At 65.8% G+C, this 18,482-nt stretch carries 17 protein-coding genes and 2 pseudogenes; 12 read left to right on the top strand and 7 right to left on the bottom strand.

What is annotated here, in order from left to right:
• Positions 1–4: 4 nt before the first annotated feature.
• The 6 genes from hsp20-GI to NP80_RS17050 form a co-directional block, all read right to left on the bottom strand.
• A complete protein-coding gene (gene hsp20-GI / locus NP80_RS17025; RefSeq protein WP_001275372.1) occupies positions 5–463 on the bottom strand; it encodes a small heat shock protein sHSP20-GI in 459 nt (152 codons plus the stop codon).
• Between the two features lie 87 nt (positions 464–550).
• A complete protein-coding gene (ftsH, locus tag NP80_RS17030) occupies positions 551–2,368 on the bottom strand; it encodes an ATP-dependent zinc metalloprotease FtsH (protein ID WP_006410670.1) in 1,818 nt (605 codons plus the stop codon).
• A gap of 27 nt (positions 2,369–2,395) precedes the next feature.
• The gene (gene cls, locus NP80_RS17035) at positions 2,396–3,826 is read right to left on the bottom strand and encodes a cardiolipin synthase (protein WP_006410658.1); all 1,431 of its coding nucleotides are present in this window, start codon (positions 3,824–3,826) and stop codon (positions 2,396–2,398) included.
• Positions 3,827–3,842: 16 nt separating this feature from the next.
• Complete coding sequence (gene clpK / locus NP80_RS17040) at positions 3,843–6,692, bottom strand: heat shock survival AAA family ATPase ClpK (RefSeq protein ID WP_006410678.1); 2,850 nt, start codon at positions 6,690–6,692, stop codon at positions 3,843–3,845.
• A gap of 94 nt (positions 6,693–6,786) precedes the next feature.
• Positions 6,787–7,356, bottom strand: a complete 570-nt coding sequence (locus NP80_RS17045) for an Hsp20/alpha crystallin family protein (protein ID WP_006410662.1) — start codon at positions 7,354–7,356, stop codon at positions 6,787–6,789.
• A 35-nt stretch (positions 7,357–7,391) separates the two neighbouring features.
• Entirely contained in the window at positions 7,392–7,754 is a 363-nt protein-coding gene (locus NP80_RS17050; protein ID WP_436967851.1) for a helix-turn-helix domain-containing protein, read from the bottom strand.
• 203 nt (positions 7,755–7,957) lie between these two features.
• Between NP80_RS17050 and NP80_RS17055 the strand changes: the two are divergent.
• Positions 7,958–8,251 (top strand): annotated as a pseudogene (locus NP80_RS17055) (IS110 family transposase); the annotation flags it as partial.
• A gap of 121 nt (positions 8,252–8,372) precedes the next feature.
• Here NP80_RS17055 and NP80_RS31940 read toward each other — a convergent pair.
• A pseudogene (locus tag NP80_RS31940) lies at positions 8,373–8,824 on the bottom strand (transposase domain-containing protein); the annotation flags it as partial.
• Between the two features lie 150 nt (positions 8,825–8,974).
• Here NP80_RS31940 and NP80_RS17065 point away from each other — a divergent pair.
• The 11 genes from NP80_RS17065 (at position 8,975) to NP80_RS17115 (ending at position 18,252) form a co-directional block, all read left to right on the top strand.
• The gene (locus NP80_RS17065; protein ID WP_006410652.1) at positions 8,975–9,883 is read left to right on the top strand and encodes a LysR family transcriptional regulator; all 909 of its coding nucleotides are present in this window, start codon (positions 8,975–8,977) and stop codon (positions 9,881–9,883) included.
• Between the two features lie 539 nt (positions 9,884–10,422).
• Positions 10,423–11,181, top strand: coding sequence for a hypothetical protein (locus tag NP80_RS17070; protein WP_034016796.1), 759 nt, complete (start codon positions 10,423–10,425; stop codon positions 11,179–11,181).
• Between the two features lie 141 nt (positions 11,182–11,322).
• Positions 11,323–11,541, top strand: a complete 219-nt coding sequence (locus NP80_RS17075; protein ID WP_006410661.1) for an AlpA family transcriptional regulator — start codon at positions 11,323–11,325, stop codon at positions 11,539–11,541.
• Between the two features lie 40 nt (positions 11,542–11,581).
• Positions 11,582–12,448, top strand: a complete 867-nt coding sequence (locus NP80_RS17080; RefSeq protein ID WP_006410655.1) for a ParA family protein — start codon at positions 11,582–11,584, stop codon at positions 12,446–12,448.
• Complete coding sequence (locus NP80_RS17085; protein ID WP_003454921.1) at positions 12,432–12,689, top strand: hypothetical protein; 258 nt, start codon at positions 12,432–12,434, stop codon at positions 12,687–12,689. The genes NP80_RS17080 and NP80_RS17085 overlap by 17 nt, the downstream gene beginning before the upstream one ends.
• Entirely contained in the window at positions 12,682–14,364 is a 1,683-nt protein-coding gene (locus NP80_RS17090) for a ParB family protein (RefSeq protein WP_006410657.1), read from the top strand. The genes NP80_RS17085 and NP80_RS17090 overlap by 8 nt, the downstream gene beginning before the upstream one ends.
• 12 nt (positions 14,365–14,376) lie before the next feature.
• Positions 14,377–14,937, top strand: a complete 561-nt coding sequence (locus NP80_RS17095) for a DUF2857 domain-containing protein (protein ID WP_006410671.1) — start codon at positions 14,377–14,379, stop codon at positions 14,935–14,937.
• Between the two features lie 3 nt (positions 14,938–14,940).
• The gene (locus NP80_RS17100; protein ID WP_006410660.1) at positions 14,941–16,170 is read left to right on the top strand and encodes an STY4528 family pathogenicity island replication protein; all 1,230 of its coding nucleotides are present in this window, start codon (positions 14,941–14,943) and stop codon (positions 16,168–16,170) included.
• 308 nt (positions 16,171–16,478) lie between these two features.
• The gene (locus NP80_RS17105) at positions 16,479–17,258 is read left to right on the top strand and encodes a PFL_4669 family integrating conjugative element protein (protein ID WP_006410666.1); all 780 of its coding nucleotides are present in this window, start codon (positions 16,479–16,481) and stop codon (positions 17,256–17,258) included.
• Complete coding sequence (locus NP80_RS17110; RefSeq protein ID WP_006410647.1) at positions 17,255–17,806, top strand: DUF3158 family protein; 552 nt, start codon at positions 17,255–17,257, stop codon at positions 17,804–17,806. The genes NP80_RS17105 and NP80_RS17110 overlap by 4 nt, the downstream gene beginning before the upstream one ends.
• Complete coding sequence (locus NP80_RS17115; RefSeq protein ID WP_006410649.1) at positions 17,803–18,252, top strand: single-stranded DNA-binding protein; 450 nt, start codon at positions 17,803–17,805, stop codon at positions 18,250–18,252. Before NP80_RS17110 ends, NP80_RS17115 begins: the two co-directional genes overlap by 4 nt.
• Positions 18,253–18,482: the final 230 nt, after the last annotated feature.

Below are 18,482 nucleotides of genomic sequence, written 5' to 3' on the forward strand. Positions count from 1 at the left end.
GAAGTTAGTTGACTGAGATTTCAATCTGTTTCGGTTTGGCTTGCTCGGCCTTGACAAGCCGCACTTCCAGCACGCCGTCTTTCATCGAAGCCGTCACCTTGGTCGGATCAACGTTGTCAGGCAAGACAAAGCTGCGCACAAAGCGGCCATACGCACGTTCGATGCGGTGGAACTTCTTGCCCTGCTCCTCTTTTTCCAGTTTGCGCTCGCCGCTGATGGTGAGCACACCGTTTTCCGCGCTGACGCGCACGGCATCCTTGGGGACCTCCGGCAGATCCAGCTTGAGGAGGAATGCGTTCTCATCCTCGCTGATGTCCGCCATTGGTGCCCAGTCCGCCGTGGTCATGGCTTCGTTGCCGGTACGGGCGCCCTGTCGCTGGGGTATCCGTCCGAACATCGTCGCCAGGCGGTTTTGCAATTCATCCAGTTCCCGGAAGGGGTCCCACGGAGTCAATGCAGACATATCGGTTCTCCTTGAACAATGCCGGCGAATTGGATGACGCACTGAACAGAGCCGTCGGCTTACTCTGAATGGCACCTACTACTGTTTTCAGTTCCGAACAAGTCCTTGAGTCAATTGACGGATATCGCTTTCGTCGAGCGTTTCCCGCGCCAGCAGCTCGCGCGCACAGCGCTCCAGCACCGCGCGGTTGATGTCGAGAATCCGGTAGGCGCGCTCGAACACGCCCATCACGATGTCGCGGATAGCCTGATCGATGCGCGCCTGGGTCGATTCGGCCACCCGGCAACCGCCGTGGGCCAGTTCTGGTGTATCGAGAAAGCGGGGCCGCTGCGCCTCGAAGGCGATGTAGCCCAGGCCCTCGTCCATGCCAAAGCGGGTGATCATGTCGCGGGCGATGTCGGTGGCCCGCGCCAGATCGTCCGCCGCCCCGGTAGACAACTCGCCGAACACCAGCTTTTCGGCGGCACGCCCGCCCAGCAGTACGGCGATCTTGTGCTCGAGATCGGTACGCGTCATCAGGAAGCGGTCTTCGGTGGGGCGCTGCAAGGTGTAGCCCAGCGCGCCGATGCCGCGCGGGATGATCGAGATCTTGTGTACGGGGTCGGTGCCGGGCAGCGCCAGCGCCACCAGCGCATGGCCCATCTCGTGATGGGCCACGGTTTCCCGCTCCTTGGGATTGAGCACGCGGCTCTTCTTTTCCAGGCCCGCCACGATGCGCTCGATGGCCGCGGTGAAGTCCTGCAATTCCACGGCGGACGCACGGCGTCTCGTCGCCGCCAGCGCCGCCTCGTTGACCAGATTGGCGAGGTCCGCGCCGGAAAAGCCCGTGGTCAGTGCGGCTACCTGTTCGAGGTCTACATCCTGGGCCAGCGTCACCTTCTTGACATGAACCTTCAGGATGTCCAGCCGCCCCTTCTTGTCGGGCCGGTCCACCAGCACCTGGCGGTCGAAGCGGCCGGCACGCAGCAGCGCCTGGTCGAGGATTTCGGGGCGGTTGGTGGCGGCGAGGATGATCAGCCCCACCGAGCTGTCGAAGCCGTCCATCTCGGTGAGCAGCTGGTTGAGCGTTTGCTCACGCTCGTCGTGGCCGCCGATGGGGCCGCCGACGCCGCGCGCGCGGCCCAGGGCATCCAACTCGTCGATGAAGATTATCGACGGCGCCTGGGCACGGGCCTGCTCGAACAGGTCGCGCACCCGCGCCGCGCCCACGCCGACAAACATCTCGACGAACTCCGAGCCGGAGATAGAGAAGAACGGTACCCCGGCCTCGCCCGCCACGGCCTTGGCCAGCAGGGTCTTGCCCGTGCCGGGCGGGCCAACCAGCAACACACCTTTCGGGATGCGCGCGCCGAGGCGGCCGTAATCCTGCGGGTTCTTCAGGAAGTCGACGATCTCGACTAGCTCGGCCTTGGCCTCATCGACGCCCGCGACATCGGCAAACGTGACGCCCGTGTTCTTCTCCATGAACACCTTGGCGCGGCTCTTGCCGATGCTCAGAAAGCCGCCCATGCCCTGCTTCTCGGCAAAGCGGCGGAACAGGAAAAACCAGACGCCGAAGAAGGCCACCGCCGGCAGAATCCAGGAGAGCACATCACGCAGCCAGGTGCTTTCCACCACCCGCGCGTAGGGCACGTCGTATTTCGACAGCCGCTCGGCCAGGTCGGGTTCGACACGGGTGGCCACGATCGTGGTCTTGCCCCGGCTGTCCGGCGATTTCAGGCGTCCGGTGACCGTGCGGTCTGCCACCAGCACTTCGGCGACGCGCCCCTCGGCCAACGCTTTCTCGAATTCGCTGTAGGGTACGGGCTCGACGGTCTTCGCCGCCTGCCAGTAGTTCTGCAGCGTCAGCAGCAACAGACCGGCGACGATCCAGTAGCCAATGTTCCATTGATCTTTCTTTTCCATGGGCAATGTTCCTCGCAAGTCGTGCCGCTAGAGAATGGGGGTGAACAGACGGGCCACCCCGTCGCGCAAGCGGATGGCCAGCGGGCGGGCGCGCAACGCCATGACCGATATCTCGTTCGATGCATCACGGGCGGCATCAAAAAGGGATTCCAGCCGCGTAGACAGCGCGGTGTCGTACACCTCCACATTGAACTCGAAGTTGAGGCGCAGGCTGCGCGCATCCCAATTGGCCGAACCCAGGCAGCACCACTGGCCGTCTATCAGCATCAGCTTGCTGTGGTCGAACGGGCCAGGCCGTTCGAAGATGCGTACACCGTGCTCCAGCACCTGCCAGTAGTGGGCGCGCGCGGCCCATTGCACCGTGGGATGGTCGCCGTTTGCGGGCGTCAGCACCTCGACGCGCACGCCGTGCAACGCGGCCGTGCTCAGCGCCGCGATCATCGGCTGATCGGGCACGAAGTAAGGTGTCCAGATGCGCACCGAATGCTTCGCCGCGCTCAAAGCGCCCATGAAGGTCCAGCGCAGCCGGTCCAGGGCCTCATCGGGACCGGCCTCGATGCCGCGCGCCCAAGAGGTTCCTTGCTCATCAGCCATTGCGGGCGATTCGCGCCAGAAACCCTCGCTGAGCCGCTCGCCCGTGGTATCGCACCAATCATCTGTGAAGCACTGCATCAGATGCGCAACCACCGGCCCGCGCAGACGAAAGTGCAAATCGTGACAGGCCTGCTCCGGCGCATCGGGCCGCCAATACGGGCTGAAGATGTTCATGCCGCCGGTGAAACCCGTCTCGCCATCGATCACCAGCAGCTTGCGGTGATTGCGCAGATGCGCGGCATGCAGGCGCGCGGGAATCAACGTCGGGTTGAACGTCGCCGCCGGAACGCCGGCGCGTTGCAAGGCGCGGTAGGCGCTGCGGGGCCTCCAGCGGGCATAGACGTCGTCGATCAGCACCCGCACTTGCACGCCGCGCTCATGAGCCCGGCGCAGCGCATCGACGAACTGCGCCCCGATGCCTTGGCTGTCGAAGATGTACGAAGCCAGCGCGACGCTGTGCCGCGCTGACTCGATGGCAGCGAGCATGGCCGGGTAGGCCTGCTCGCCATCGACGAGCGGCTCGATGCGGTTGCCGCTGGTCAGCGACTGGCCGGTGGCGCGTCCCACCAGGTGCGCCAGGCCGGCAAACGGCGCCGATACGGCCTGGGGCATCGTAGACGCGAGGTCCTGCCGAACAGCAGGATCTGCCCCCGGAAACAGCCGCCGCGCCCGCCGCTGGTAACGGTTGATGCCGAACAGCCCATACAGCAGCGAACCGCCCAGCGGCAACAGCGCGATCAGCAGCACCCACAGCGTGGCCGATCGAGGGTCACGCTTGTAGATGACCGCGTGCCCCGCTATGGGGATAGCGACCGCCAGCGACACGAGGGTGGCTGCCCATGTCAGCCCGTTGGGGTCGGACACGACAGCCTCCCATCGCTCAAGATTCGCCGCCCGCCGGCTTCTTCTTGCGCGTAGCCTTGCTCTCGCCGTTCGGCGGTGCCTCGGCCACGTTCGCGGCATCGGGCTTTTCAGGCTCGGCCGGCTGCGCGGGTGGCTCCTTGCGCTCGAAGACGACGCGTTCGGCCTTGTCGTCCCAGCGTGCGCTGGCGTGATCGGCCTTGCCGATACCGCCACCCAGCATCTCGCGCGCCAGAGCGGTTTCCAGCTCGCTGCGGATCAGCCGCTTGAGCTCGCGCGCGCCGAACTCGGGTTTGTAGCCTTCCTCCGCGAAGTGATCGATCAAGGTCTGATCGAAGGCCAGCGTCACGCCCTGGCTGGCGGCGTTGCGCGCCACGCGATCGAGCTGCAGGCCGACGATATGGCGGATCTCCTCCTTGCCCAGCGCATGGAAGACGATGATTTCATCGATGCGGTTGAGGAACTCGGGGCGGAAATGCCCGCGCAGCACGTCCATCACCTCCGTCTTGGTCTTTTCATACTCCTCGCCGGCGGCACCACGCGCCTTGAGCCGACGCTGGATGATGTCCGAGCCCAGATTCGAGGTGGCGATGATGATGGTGTTGGTGAAATCCACCACCCGGCCCTTGCCGTCGGTGAGGCGGCCGTCGTCGAACACCTGCAGCAGGATGTTGTAGACGTCGGGGTGCGCCTTTTCGATCTCGTCGAGCAGCAACACGCTGTAGGGCTTGCGGCGCACCTTCTCGGTGAGCTGGCCGCCCTCGTCGTAGCCCACATAACCCGGAGGCGCGCCCACCAGGCGTGCCACGGTATGGCGTTCACCGTACTCGGACATGTCGATGCGCAGCAGCGCGCCCTCATCGCCATAGATGGACTCGGCCAGTGCCTTGGCGAGTTCGGTCTTGCCCACACCCGTCGGCCCGAGGAACAGGAAGGTGGCCACTGGCTTGCTGCCTTCGCGCAGGCCTGCGCGCGACAGCCGCACGGCATCGGCCACGGCACGTACTGCTTCGTCCTGTCCCACCAGGCGCTCATGCAGCCGCTGTTCCAGATGCAGCAGCTTCTCGCGTTCTTCCACCGTCAGCTCGTTGACCGGGATGCCGGTCAGCCGCGAGACGATCTGCGCCACGTGCTCTGCCTTGACCTCGGCGCTGCCCGAGGCGCGCTCGCGCTCCCAATCCTCGACGAGCTTCTTGAGTTCGGCCTCTTTGGCCTCGATGCGCTTGCCGAGCTCGGCAGCCTTGTCGTACTGCTTGCGCGAAGCCACATAGTCCTGCTCACGCCGCAACTGATGCAGTTCGGACTCCAGCTCTTGCACCGCCACCGGGCGCGCCGTGGCCGACAGCTTCACGCGTGCGGCCGCCTGGTCGAGCAGGTCGATGGCCTTGTCGGGCAAAAAGCGCGCGGTGATGTAACGGTCGGACAACTCGGCGGCGGCGATGATCGCATCCTCGGTGATGCTGACCTTGTGGTGCGCCTCGAAGGTGTCGCGCAGGCCGCGCAAAATCATCATGGTCTGCGCTACCGTCGGCTCGGGCACCATCACCGGCTGGAAGCGACGCTCCAGCGCGGCATCCTTTTCGATGTACTTCTGATACTCGTTGAGCGTGGTGGCGCCGATCAGGTTCAGCTCGCCGCGCGCCATCATCGGCTTGAAGACGTTGGCCACGTCCAGCCCGCCTTCGCCGCCACCTTGGCCGGCACCGACGATGGTGTGCACTTCGTCGATGAAGAGAATCAGCTCCCCCTGGTGCTCGGTCACTTCCTTGAGCACCTTCTGCACGCGCTCCTCGAACTCGCCGCGGTACTTGGCGCCGGCCACCATGGCATTGATGTTGAGTTCGACCAGGCGCTTGTCACGCAGCGTTTCGGGCACTTCGCCTGCGACCATGCGCTGCGCCAGCCCTTCGACGATGGCGGTCTTGCCGACGCCGGGTTCGCCGATCAGCACCGGGTTGTTCTTCTTGCGCCGGGCCAGCACTTCGATGGTCGTCTCGATCTCCTGCGCGCGGCCGATGACCGGATCGAGCTTGCCCTCGCGCGCCATCTTGGTGAGGTCGCGCGAATACTTGTCGAGTTCCGGCGTATTGGTCGGCGTCTCGGCACGGCCGTCCTCGGCCCCCTTGCCGACCACCTTGCTCACCTGCTGGCGCAGCGCCTGCGGCGTGAGCCCGTAGCGGCGCAGCAGGTTGGCTGCCAAGCCTTCGCCTTCTTCGGCCAGGCCGATCAGAAAGTGCTCTGGCCCCACATAGGAATGACTCAACTCGTTGGAGGCCACGAAGGCACGGCTGAGCGCATCCTTGACACGTGGCGACACGCCGATCTCGCCTTCGAACGGCTTGTCGCCACGCTTGGCTTCGGATTCAATCTGCCGCTTGAGGTCATCGACCTTGATCTTGAACTGCCCTAAGATGGTCTTGACCACGTCGCTGCCGGTCAGCGCCAGCAGCAGGTGTTCGGTATCGACTTCGGGCCGGCCGAACTCGGCAGCATGTTTGGCGGCTTCCTGCAACAGGGCCTCAGACTGTTCGCTGATACGGCTGGCCAGCCCACTGCCGCGGCGGCGCGCCGTGCCCGCCGTTGCGGGAGCGGATTCGCCGAAAGACGCATCGACCACTTCGTCGGCATCAGCCGCCACGGACGGTGCATCGTCACCGATGCGGAAGAAGTCGCTGCCGAGGAAGTCTTCGAACAAACCGCTGCGCGAGCCAAACAGAGCCTCCAGCGGCGAGACGGTGCGCTTTTGCTGGCGCGCCAGTTGGCGATAGTGATCGTCACACAACAGCATGGTGCTGTGGCGACCATTGAGATTGGCTTCCACCCGCACCGTGGCGGGTTGGCCGCAGACTTGGCATTGTTTTCTGGCCATGCTGATACTCCGGGAGGGTTAACTGGGCGAGGCACCGCAGATCAAGGCGCCTCGCCCTTCACTTGGTTTTTTGCAAAGGACTAGCAGGTGGGCGTCAGCCATTGATCGGGATCGAGCGCCCCTGCTTGGGCGTACTGGCCTCGCGCTTGTCCATCGTGATCGTGAGCACGCCGTTCTTGAAAGCGGCCTTGATCGTGTCCTGGTTGGCATCGGCCGGCAGGTTCAGAGCGCGCTGAAAGCTGCCGTAGGAGCGCTCCACCCGGTGGAAACCACCGTCTTTGGTTTCCTGCTCCTGACGCTTTTCACCGCGCACCAGCAACACATCGTTATCGAGCGTGATCTGAATGTCCTTTTCCTCGACGCCGGGTACTTCCAGGGCGATCGTGTACTGCTTGTCTGTTTCCTGGATGTCCAGCGCCGGCTTCAGCATGCCCGGCCAGTCCGCCGGCCAGCGCGGCAAGGCCAGCGCCGGGAAACCGAAGCCTCGAAACGCTTCGTCGAACAGGCGATCGATCTCGCGATGCAATTGCAGGATGGGGCTGACCGGCCCGCCTGCCGCCGGCAGGTCATTGCGCTGCACCGGCAGCGAGGCGGTGCTCTGTTGTTCTTCCTGCTCCTTTTTGAACCAGTTCCAGGGAGCCAATTTCTTGAAGTCAATGTCCATGTCACACCTCCAGAAGAAAAATTGAAGACTCTCGCTCACTCCGTTTGCCTGCGGCGACGGACAGCGCGCCCAGACGACACGGAGTGTTCCGCTGACCTTGGCTGCTCATCTGTGCGTATCACCTCCTTCTTTCTGCCTGCTTGGATCTGATCATTGATCCATCGATCGATTTCACTTTGACGAAACCGCCACGTCCCGCCGACCTTGAAGGCCGGAATCTCCCCGTGCGAGGCGAGCCGGTAAAGCGTCCGCTTGCCGACTTTCAAGTAGGCAGCCAACTCGTCGAGTGTGAAGATCGCCAGCTGGCGCGCTGTCATACCACCCCCACAAGTTCCGTCGTCACGCGGCCTCGCCTGAGGAAATTCTTGCAAGACTTTGCAAGATATTGCGCCTAACATGCCGAAAGTCAAGAGTCAACATCCAGCGATCTGCTGGCCGATTGATGTGACTCAATCGTAAGCAGCCAGGAAACAAATGTTGGCTGCCACCGCGATGGTGCTCCCCAAGTCATCAATCTGCAGCCATGTGAAAGGGGAAGTCCATGAACGAGATTGCCCGAGTCGGGGTGGATCTGGCCAAGCGGGTTATCTAGGTGCATGCGGTGGATGCGCGCGTGGTGGTTGCCAAGGCGCTGGCCGCTGACAAGTTTGCGGCCTGGTGCGCGCAGCTGCCTCCCGGCTGCCTGGTGGCCCTGGAGGCCTGCGGCGGTGCGCATCACTGGGCACGCAAGTTGCGCGGCTATGGGCTGGATGCGCGGCTGATTGCAGGCCACTTCGTCACGCCCTACCGCATGGCCGGCAAGGGACGCAAGAACGGTGCGGCCGATGCCGCAGCGATCTGCGAGGCGGCGACCCGCCCGCACATGCGCTTCGTGCCGGTGAAGCCGCCGGCGCAGACGCTGCTGACCAGCCATCAGCTACGCAAACCTCCCGATTCACTCACGCAGCTGATTCCTGCTTGCCTAGGGACGACCATGTAAGCGGCAGATGGTCGGAGTCCTTTGCGACCAGCACCTACGCGAGCAGCCCGGAGGTGGGGATGCCCTTGGCGATGATCTCCGCCGGGACCGGCGCCTGGGTCAGCGTTCGGCACCTGTGCGCAGGTCCACTTGCCGCGGATGTGGCACTCGACCGTGAACACGCCCGGCGTGTAGTCCAGCTTCTCGCTGATGCGCTTGAGCGCACAGCCGCACGCGCAGCGGGTGTTCTCGGGCTCGTGGTGGCGGTCCACGCGCGGTAGTCCGCCGGCAAGGCGGTGCGCTTCGGCACCGCGCCATGCGTAGCCGGCGGCTTCGTCTTGCTCAGCAGTTCTTGATGCTGCGCCTCGGCCGAGGCAATGTAGGCGTCCAGAGCCTTGTCGAACAGCGCGCGTTGTTCGGCATCGACCTTAACAAGGTGTCCATGAAACCGGCAGCAGCCCACTGCTCGCTCTTCTTGCCGAACTTCAGGCGTCGCAGCTGGGCGATCTCGAACGAGAGCTTCGCCGTAGGCGCTGACATGGGCGAAAAGCATCCGAGCATCCCCCCCAGGATGGCTCTCATCTCGATACAGAGGTGAATCCTCCGCACTATTCGGCTCCCTACGATGATATGGACTGATCACATCGGTAGGGAGAAAGCATGAACTTACGCCATCTTCGCTGCTTCATCGCCGTAGCCGAGGAACTGCACTTCGGCCGGGCTGCTCGACGGCTGCACATCGAACAGTCTCCACTGTCGCGCACGATCCGCCAGATGGAGGCGGATTTAGGGGTGCCGCTGCTCAACCGCTTGCCACGCAGTGTTCGTCTCACACCGGCGGGACAGGTCTTCCTCGAAGAAGCCCGGCGCGTACTGCTGGCCTTCGAGCAAGCGCAGACCAAGGCACGCGCCGCAGCGAACCAGCGGAACACGCTGCGCATTGCACTATCGGGTGACATGGGGCAGGCCCGCTTGTCGGCGTTGCTTGCGCTTTGCCGCGAGGAGGCACCACAGGTCGGCATTCGGATATTTGAAGCGCCACTGGCGCAGTTGGTGACTGGACTGCGCAACGACTTGTATGACGCAGGTTTTGCATTGGCTGGTGAAATGGACGCCGGCGTCGTCGCCATGCCGGTGTGGCGAGACCCGCTGGTGCTGGCTTTGCCCGCCAGGCATCCGCTGCTGGCTTTCAAGGAAGTGCCGCTGGAGGAAGTGGCGAGCTATCCGCTGGTGCTGTGCGATCCCCAGGTCTGCGAAGGTTGCAGCCGGCAGCGCGAACGGCTGCTCCGCACGGTGGATGCGCAGCCGACGGTAGCCGAGTACGTCAAGACCCATTCCCTGATGCTGGCCCTCGTGGCCGCCGGCTACGGCGTGGGCTTTTCGAGCGCGGCGCATCTGGCGGGTTGCCATCAGGCCGATGTCGTCGTGCGGCCGCTGGCCGACGAGACCGCTTCGCTGACGACCTATCTACTGCGACCCGAAGGCGAAATCATGGAGCCGCTGCGGCAGTTCATCGACCGCGTGGATCGTGTCGGACGCCCGCAAGGCACCGATCAACGCCCGATGTGACGCGGGGATTTTGGACGGTACGATTCCTTTTCGGTCTGGACCTTGACCCGAATTGCATCGGCGGCCGACCTTTTGCGTCACGGGCATGGATGGCGAATCGGGCCTATCCACCCGGCATCACGCAAGGCACCTTCAAGCTGTCGAGGTCACTGCAGTGACGCAGAACGCATGAGCCTTTGCTGGATGCAAACCGGCTCAGCCGGAAGACGCATTGGCGCTTTACCCCGCCCGTTTTCCTACGAAAACTTTGCCCTGGTTTTCCGGTAAAGCGCGGCATCCCTTCCTGATCGAACTTGGATGCGCGGCTTTTCAAACCGTTGCGCCGGTAACAAGATTTTTCGCAGGTGCATTATGGTGGAGGTGTAGCGGGCACCGCAAGGAGGTTTGCCCCCTGCGCAACGCTCGGCGACATCGCCGCACCCAACGTCCACCACGATGCCGACCGGCTCGCGCTTCATCGGGTTCTTTGGGCAATCGCTGCGCCCATGTGGGCCGCGCGCGCTTGCCATGTGTCGATCCGACGATGGGAAGAGCGCGATATGCCGAAATCGAGCAGCCACGCCTTTGGCGCAAAGACGTACTACCGACCGATCGAGGCGGCCGTCCGCTGGTGCGGTCTCCTGCGCTTCGAGCAGCGTATTCTGGAAGCGCTGGCGCAGCGTGCCATGCCGGAGCCCGGCGAATTCCCGCGCTGGCCGCTGCTGCGCCTGTATGCCGAGCGCATCTTCGACGCGCTGACGCATGGCGAATTGCCCGGTGGCAAGGCCGGCATCGTGCTGGACTCGCAGCGGCCGGCGCTCGACGACCCCGAGTTGACCGTGCGCCACGTGGACTTGAAAGCGTGGATGTCGCAGTTCTACCCCGGCGATCGGCCGGGGTTTTTGTTTGACGGCATCGAACGCGCGGTGCATCCGGCGGTGAGTGTGGACACGCTCAACATCCTGCTGGCCGATCGCGAAGCAGCGAAGTCGCAACTTGCCGAACTTGCCCTGGTGCATGAAACGCTGCGCACCGCGCACGAAGCACTGGCGAAGGAACATGCCACGCGCGCGGCCAACGACGAACAGGCGCGCGAGCCTGGCCTGCGCAGCGAGACGACTTACCTCAACATCATAGGCGGACTGCTGACGCTGCTGCTGGGCAATTCGCCGTCAGGCGCGGCCTATTCGTCGTTCCGCAGCATGGATGCCGTGGTCAGCGCGCTGATCGCACACCATGAGGGGCGGCCGGGTCTCAGCGAGCGGACGCTGTGGAGCAAGCTCGCGCAGGCGCGGCGCCACCTGGAGGAGTCGCGCTGACGACGCGGCCAGCATGATGCCGATGCGGCGCACTGCAATTGCAGTCGCTGCTTCTGCAATTGCAGTGATTTCGGCGACTGTGGTGTATTGAATACGAGGCACTTTCCGAACAGCGCTAGTGAGCGTCAAGGAGTGTCTCTCATGTCTTCGCAGACCACCGCGCCGGCAGTGCCGGCCGAGCACCGCATCCTGCGTCGCGCCGAAGTCGAGGCCAAAACCGGCTTCAAGCGCGCGCACATCTACAGCCTGATGAAAGAAGGCAAGTTCCCCAAGGCGCTGCGCCTGGGCGTGCGCGCCGTGGGCTGGGACTCGGCGGAGGTCGAGCAATGGATCGCCGATCGCCTCAATGAGCGCGCCTGACGCTTTTCCTCGGTACATGCCATTCAACCGGGAGAAGCCCATGCAGGTGGTGTCCATCATTTCGACCAAGGGCGGCGTCGGCAAGACCACGACGGCGGCCAACCTGGGCGGCTTCGCAGCCGACGCCGGGCTGCGCGTGCTGCTGCTGGACCTGGACGTGCAGCCCACGCTGTCGAGCTACTTCACGCTGGCCGAGCGCGCGCCGGCCGGCATCTACGAGATGCTGGCCTACAACGAGCAGCGCGCCGAGCAACTGGTGTCGCGCACCGCGTTCGAGCGGCTTGACCTGGTGCTCTCGAACGACGACCGCGGCGAGCTGAACACGCTGCTGCTGCACGCGCCCGATGGCAGATTGCGGCTGCGCCACCTGCTGCCCACGCTGGCGCCGAGCTACGACCTGCTGCTCATCGACACCCAGGGCGCGCGCAGCGTGCTGCTGGAGATGGCGGTGCTGGCCTCGAACTTGGCGCTGTCGCCGGTGACGCCGGAAATCCTCGCGGCGCGCGAGCTGCGGCGCGGCACGCTGCAACTCATCGAGGACATCGCGCCGTACCGCCACCTCGGCATCGAGCCGCCGCCGCTGCACCTGCTCATCAACCGCGTGCATCCGGTGTCGTCCAATGCGCGGCTGATCCAGCAGGCGCTGCGTCAGGTATTCCAGGAGCAGCCTGGCGTGCGCGTGCTGGACACCGACGTGCCGGCGATCGAAGCCTATCCGCGCGCCGCGACGCGCGGCCTGCCGGTGCATCGGGTGGAATACCGCCAGCCGGCGGGCCGCACGGCACCCGCCGCATTGGAGACCATGCGCGCGCTGGCCGGCGAGCTGTTCCCGGCGTGGCAGGAGCGCTTTGCGCTCGTCACCGGCCGAGGCGACGCGGGAGGGGCCGGCCATGGCCAGCGCACATGACCTGGCCCGCGGCCACAAGCGGCTGCGAGGGCTGATCGAGTTCGCCCTGGGAGAAGGTTGGAAGGTGGTGCGCACCCGCGGCGGGCACCTGCTGTTCACGAAGCAAGGCTGCGCGCCGATCTACACCAGCTCGACGGCGAGCGACCACCGCGCCGAGCGGAACGCCCGTGCGCAGCTTCGCCGCGCCGACCGGCAGGCGGCCCAGGGTGTTGCAGCATCTCAGGAGAACGGCCGTGGCTGACCTGACGCCGCAGGACATGGCCGCCAAGCTGCTGGCCTCGGGCTTCGAGCGCAACGGCCCTTCGGTCGCGGCCCTGAGCGACCCCATCGCCGACACGCCGATGGTGGTAACGCTGGACCAGTTGCGCCCCTACGACCACGACCCGCGCGTGACGCGCAACCCGGCCTACGAGGACATCAAGGCCTCGATCCGCGAACGCGGGCTCGATGCGCCGCCCGCGATCACGCGCCGGCCCGGCGAATCGCACTACATCATCCGCAACGGCGGCAACACGCGCCTGGCGATCCTGCGCGAGCTGTGGAGCGAGACGAAAGACGAACGGTTCTTCCGCATCCCCTGCCTGTTCCGCCCGTGGCCGCAGCGCGGCGAAGTGGTGATGCTGACCGGGCACCTGGCCGAGAACGAGTTGCGCGGCGGGCTCAGCTTCATCGAGCGGGCCTTGGGCGTGGAGAAGGCGCGCGAGTTCTACGAGCAGGAAATGGGGCGGGACAGCGGCCAGCCGCTGTCGCAGAGCGAGCTGGCGCGGCGGCTTACGGCCGATGGCTTCCCGCTGCCGCAGTCGCACATCAGCCGCATGCAGGACGCCGTGCACTACCTGCTGCCGGCGATCCCCACGCTGCTGTACGGCGGGCTTGGCCGGCATCAGGTTGAACGGCTCGCAGTGCTGCGCAAGGCCTGCGAACGCACCTGGGAGCGGCGTGCCCTGGGACGCAACCTGTCGATGGACTTCGCTACGCTGTTCCAGGACGTGCTCGCGCAGTTCGACACGCAGCCCGACAACTTCTCACCGCAGCGGGTGCAGGACGAGCTGGTCGGCCAGATGGCCGAGCTGCTGGAGGCGGACTACGACACGCTGGCCTTAGAGATCGACGACACGGAGAGCCGCCAGCGTGCGTTGACCAGCGATCCCGCGCCGTCGCAGGCGGCAAGACCTGTGGCACCGACCGCACCCGAGCCGCCGCGGCCACCGTCACCGCCTTCGTCGCCGGCAGGCCCTACGGTGCAGTCGTCGGAGCCTCGTACTTCCGCGCCGGCGGGCGCCGGCCTGGCTGCACCGGCCGTCGGCGCCGAGGGCTTGCAGCAGGACGGCGGGCTGCGCGACGAGCGCCTGCAGGGTCATATCGTGTCGCCCGCGCCGACCACCGAACGCCTGCAATCCATCCAGCGCATGGTGGCCGATCAGATGGGCGACAAGCTGCCCGACTTCGAGGCCGACGCGCTGCGCGCGATCCCCGTGCAGGCGGGCGGGCTCTACCCCATCTCGGACGTCTGGTACATCGAGCCCGGCCTGGACGTGCCGGATCGGCTGCGGATGCACATCGCGCAGTTCGCGCGCGAGATCGCCGAGGAAGCCGACGTGGCCGGGCAGGTCGAGCCCAGCGAAGGCGGCATCGGCTTCGTCTGCGTGGCGCCCCCGGCGGTGCGCGCATTGCCACCGTTCGCGCGTGCGGTGCTGACCTTGCTGCATGCGCTATGCGCCGCGCCCCGACCCGCAGCCGGCCTCGATGGCGCCCGGCTGGCCGACGACCTGGCGGCCTTGCTGCATGGCGGCGGCGCATATCCGCGCCTGAGCGATGCCGGGCTGGTAAAGCTGTTCCGGCTGCTGCGCCTGGCGCGCCGGTTGCTGGATCTGGAGACCGGCGCGGCCTCCAGCAACCTCGGCCACGGCGCCTGAGCGGAGGCCATCATGTCGGCACCGCATCCGCTCAACCAGGCCGTCATCGCACAGGCGCTGCACGACCTGCGCAATGGGCAACTGCGGCGCTGCAAGGCGATGGGCTTCGGCGAGGAGGAACTGGACGCGCTCAAGCACCCCGAACTCGTGAGCATGCTGGTCAACGCCACGGTGTCTTGGTGCTCGGTGTCGGTGAACCGAGATGTGCTGAAGCGGCTGCTAAGCCAGGTGCATGACGTGGAGCGCGAGATCGCCACGGTGGACCGGATGCTGCGCCTGGGCGCCAGCACGGAGATGGTGAGCCGGTTCTACGGCCTGACACACCAGGAGGTCGCCCTGCGCCGCGACATTCTCGGACTGCCCAAGCGCAAGGGGCGCCATCCGGTGCTGGACGAAGCGCAGGACACGGCGCTGTGGAAGCACTGGCAGGCCGGCATCGCCGAACGCGGCATCGCGCTGGATGACGAAGTGGCGATGCTGTCGCTGACCATGGACCTGGCCGAGACCTTGAGCCTGCCGATGTCGGTGATCTGGGCGGCGATACGCAACTGGATCGACCAGGGGCTGGTGTAGGTCATGGCGACGGGCGGCGCACCACGGCGCGATGGCCCCGTTGCGCTGTCCGCGTTATTCGACGACGCGCTGCGGCAACTGTTGCCCCCCGCGCAGCCGGCCGGGCACGGCACGACCACGGCGCAAGCTGCTGCGCCGGCCAGCGAGGGCTTCCTCTACAGCGGCAACCGCCATGAGAGCGTGCCGCTTGCGCTGTTCCTCGATCGGCGCCTGACGCCGCTGGAGCGCAATGCCTGGCAGGTGTTCCGCCTGCAGCTCAACGACGACGGCGTGACGACCTTCCCGACCTACGACCAGCTTCGCCCCTACCTCGCCTCGATGCCCTGCGCGGCGCAGGCCTCGCACGAGACCGTGGCGCGCGCCTTGACGCTGCTGCGGCTGACGCGCTGGCTGAGCCTGGTGCGGCGGCGCCGCGATCCGAAGACCGGCCGCATCCTCGGCAACCTTTATGTCCTGCACGACGAGCCGCTGACGCCCTTCGAGGCGATGCAGCTCGACCCCGACTACCTGGGCCTGGTCAGCCAGGCGCTGACCCATGCCGCGAAGGCGGTGCAGATCGTCGGCATGAACACGCTGCGGGAGATCGCCGAAGACCCGATGCTCAACGGCCGCACGCTGCCCACGCGCCTGCAGGTGCTGGCACAGCGCATGACACGCAGCGAATGGGCTGATGCGAGTTATCCACAAGACCCTGTGGATCACGAATCCGAAGAAGGCCAGGACGGCCTGCTTCGGAATCTCGAAGCCACGTCTTCGGAATCCGAAGCTGGGCCGAAACCCGCGCCAGACGGCTCACTTCGGAATCCGAAGGAGGACCGTACTGTACGTATGGATCGTATAAATCAAGTACGTACAGTACCGCGCGCGAAGGCGCTGCAACACCTGCGCCTGCCCGAGCGTCTGTTGCGCCTGAAGGACGAGCAACAAAGCGGCGCGCTGGTGGCCTTGCAGCAGGTGGACGAGTCACTGCGGCAGGCGGTGCTGGACGAATGGGATGCACGCTGCCGCAACAGCGCGGTGCGCAACCCGGCCGGCTACCTGTTCGGCATCATCCAGAAAGCCATCCGCGGCGAGTTCAAGGCCTGGGCCGGCGAAGGCGGCTCGCCATCGACGCCGCCACGTCCAGCCGCACCCGCACCCTCTGCACCGCCACCGCCTGCGCCGAACGGCCCTGGCCGCGAGGCGGCGCGGGCCTACCTGGCGAAACTGCGTTCGACGCTCGGCGATTCCTGAGCAGCTATCCCCAGGGGATAGCTGGGACACGAAGCCTTCCAGCCATCGGCTTCGGTGCTGTCATGCGTCACATCGTCGCAGCCCGGTGCGGACCTATTCCCAGGGGATAGATGGAACACGCCGCCTTCCGCGCCGTCCGGCTCAGTCGCGTCTTCATCGCCCGTGACGGCAGCTATCCCCTGGGGATAGACGGAACACACGGCCTTCCGGGACGACAACGGGGGACGCACCCGCTGCGGTTTGTTGACTGACGCCCTTCCGGGCGATGCCGATGCTGGCGGCTCGTTCCCTTACCGCGAGTCGTCATCATGGCCAACGAATCCCAGCCGCCCCTGCAGTTGAATCTCGGATCGCTGCGCAGCGCGATGTCGCTGACGCTGCACACCCACCACGCTTCACGCATCTGGCATGGCCGAGCGCCCGCCGAGGGCCGGACCGGGATCATCGGCCTGAACGGCTACATCAGCGTGATGAACAAGATGAAGCGCGGCGCCGAGCAGGACGACCCCTACTCGGACTTCTGGATGCTGCGCATCGAGGACAAGCTGACGCAGACCAAGGCCAGCTTGCAGGCGCTGCGTGAGCAGGTGGACCAGGCGCTGGCCGACGTGCCGCCCGCGCTGTCGCTGGGCGAGAACATGAACGTGCAGCCTGTGAAGCTGCCGCTGTTCGTCAATGCGCAACTCGGCTTCATGGCGGTGTACCTGCTGGCCGACTACGACGACCTGGCCCGCAAGCTGATCCTCGCCCACCACACCGCGCTGATCGACCGCAGCACGCTGGAACGCTGGCTCAACGACGGCGCGCATGCGCTGCGCAGCCTGTTCTCGCTGGCACAGCAGTACCGCTACTCCGGCGCGACGCGCGACGACTTCGCCTCGAAGAACGCGGTGGCGCGGGCGGCGCTGGAGAAGTTCGGCGAGTTGCCGCAGGACGTGCTCGAAGGCACGCGCCGCTCGCGCTTTGCGCCACCGATCGCACGGCGGTCGGGCAAGCCGGGTGCAGCCCCCGATGCGGCACCCAGCGCTGGCGCAGCCGACGTGGCGGACGACGACCACGACCATGACGGCGAAGGCACGAAGGCATGACAGCATCGTCTTCCACCGGCCAACCGGCGCGCTTCCTGCCGCTGGAACAGGCGGACTTCCAGCGCCTAGAACACGGCCCCTACCTAAAAGGCCTTTTACAGCCTTTTAAAGGTAAGGGGAGTCTGGAGACCTGGGCCAACCAATGCACGGCACTGCGCGACGACTTGATCGGCCTGGCGCAGCGGCGCGTGCTGCAACAGGCGCGGGCCTATCCCTTCACGTTGCTCGACGTGCAACTGGCCCAGCAGACCACTGGCGCAGGCACGACCTTCCTGCGCTGGCGCAACCACGACCGTTCTTCCATGGGCGTGGCGCTGTGGGAATCGCTGCTCGACCGCCCGGCGACGCCGGCCTCGCTGATCGACGACCTGTACGCGATGGAGCTGCAGCGCATCGCTTTGAACATGCAGATCAGCCTCCTTCACACGCTGGGCCGCCAGGCCCAGGAGTGCGCCAGCAAGGCCGCTCAGGCCGAAGCGGCTTACCTGCGACGTGTCCACGGGCATGCCGCGTCCGTTCCATCCACCACCCCCAAGGAGTCACCATGAGCACGCACTTCGTCGGCGAGGGCAACATCGGTTCTGCGCCGGACTACCGCGAATTCCCCAACGGCAACGACGAGCCGCGTCGGCTGCTGCGCCTGAACGTCTACTTCGACAACCCGATCCCGAAGAAGGACGGCGAATTCGAGGACCGCGGCGGCTTCTGGGCGCCGGTGGAGCTGTGGCACCGCGACGCCGACCACTGGAAAGACCTGTACCAGAAGGGCATGCGCGTGCTGGTAGAAGGCCGCACGGTGAAGGACGAGTGGGAGGACGCCGACGACAACGAGCGCACGACCTTCAAAATCGAGGCCCGCCGCATCGGCATTCTGCCGTACCGCATCCAGGCCGTGACCCTCAGCGCCAGGACGCTGGAACCCGAGGCCGCAGTACCGCCGCCGAAGGAGACCAAGGGGACGAAGGCGCCGAAGGAAACCAAGGCCAAGGGCTGATTCCGAGGGGGCGGCTGTAGCAACCGTCAGACGCCCGCCATGCACCAGCTATCCCCAGGGGATAGCGCCAGGGTGTTCCACCGAATTCCAGCCGCCCTCCCGAAACTACGCCCTCGCTGCGCCAGCCGTTGCAGTGCCGCGCATGCCGCTGCGGCAACGCATCGTCTGCCGATCACAAAGCGGTGTCTGCGCCGATCGGCTTCCTTGCTGCCGTCCTCCGCTGGCCCGGC

The organism is Burkholderia multivorans ATCC BAA-247 (assembly GCF_000959525.1).
Classification (GTDB): domain Bacteria; phylum Pseudomonadota; class Gammaproteobacteria; order Burkholderiales; family Burkholderiaceae; genus Burkholderia; species Burkholderia multivorans.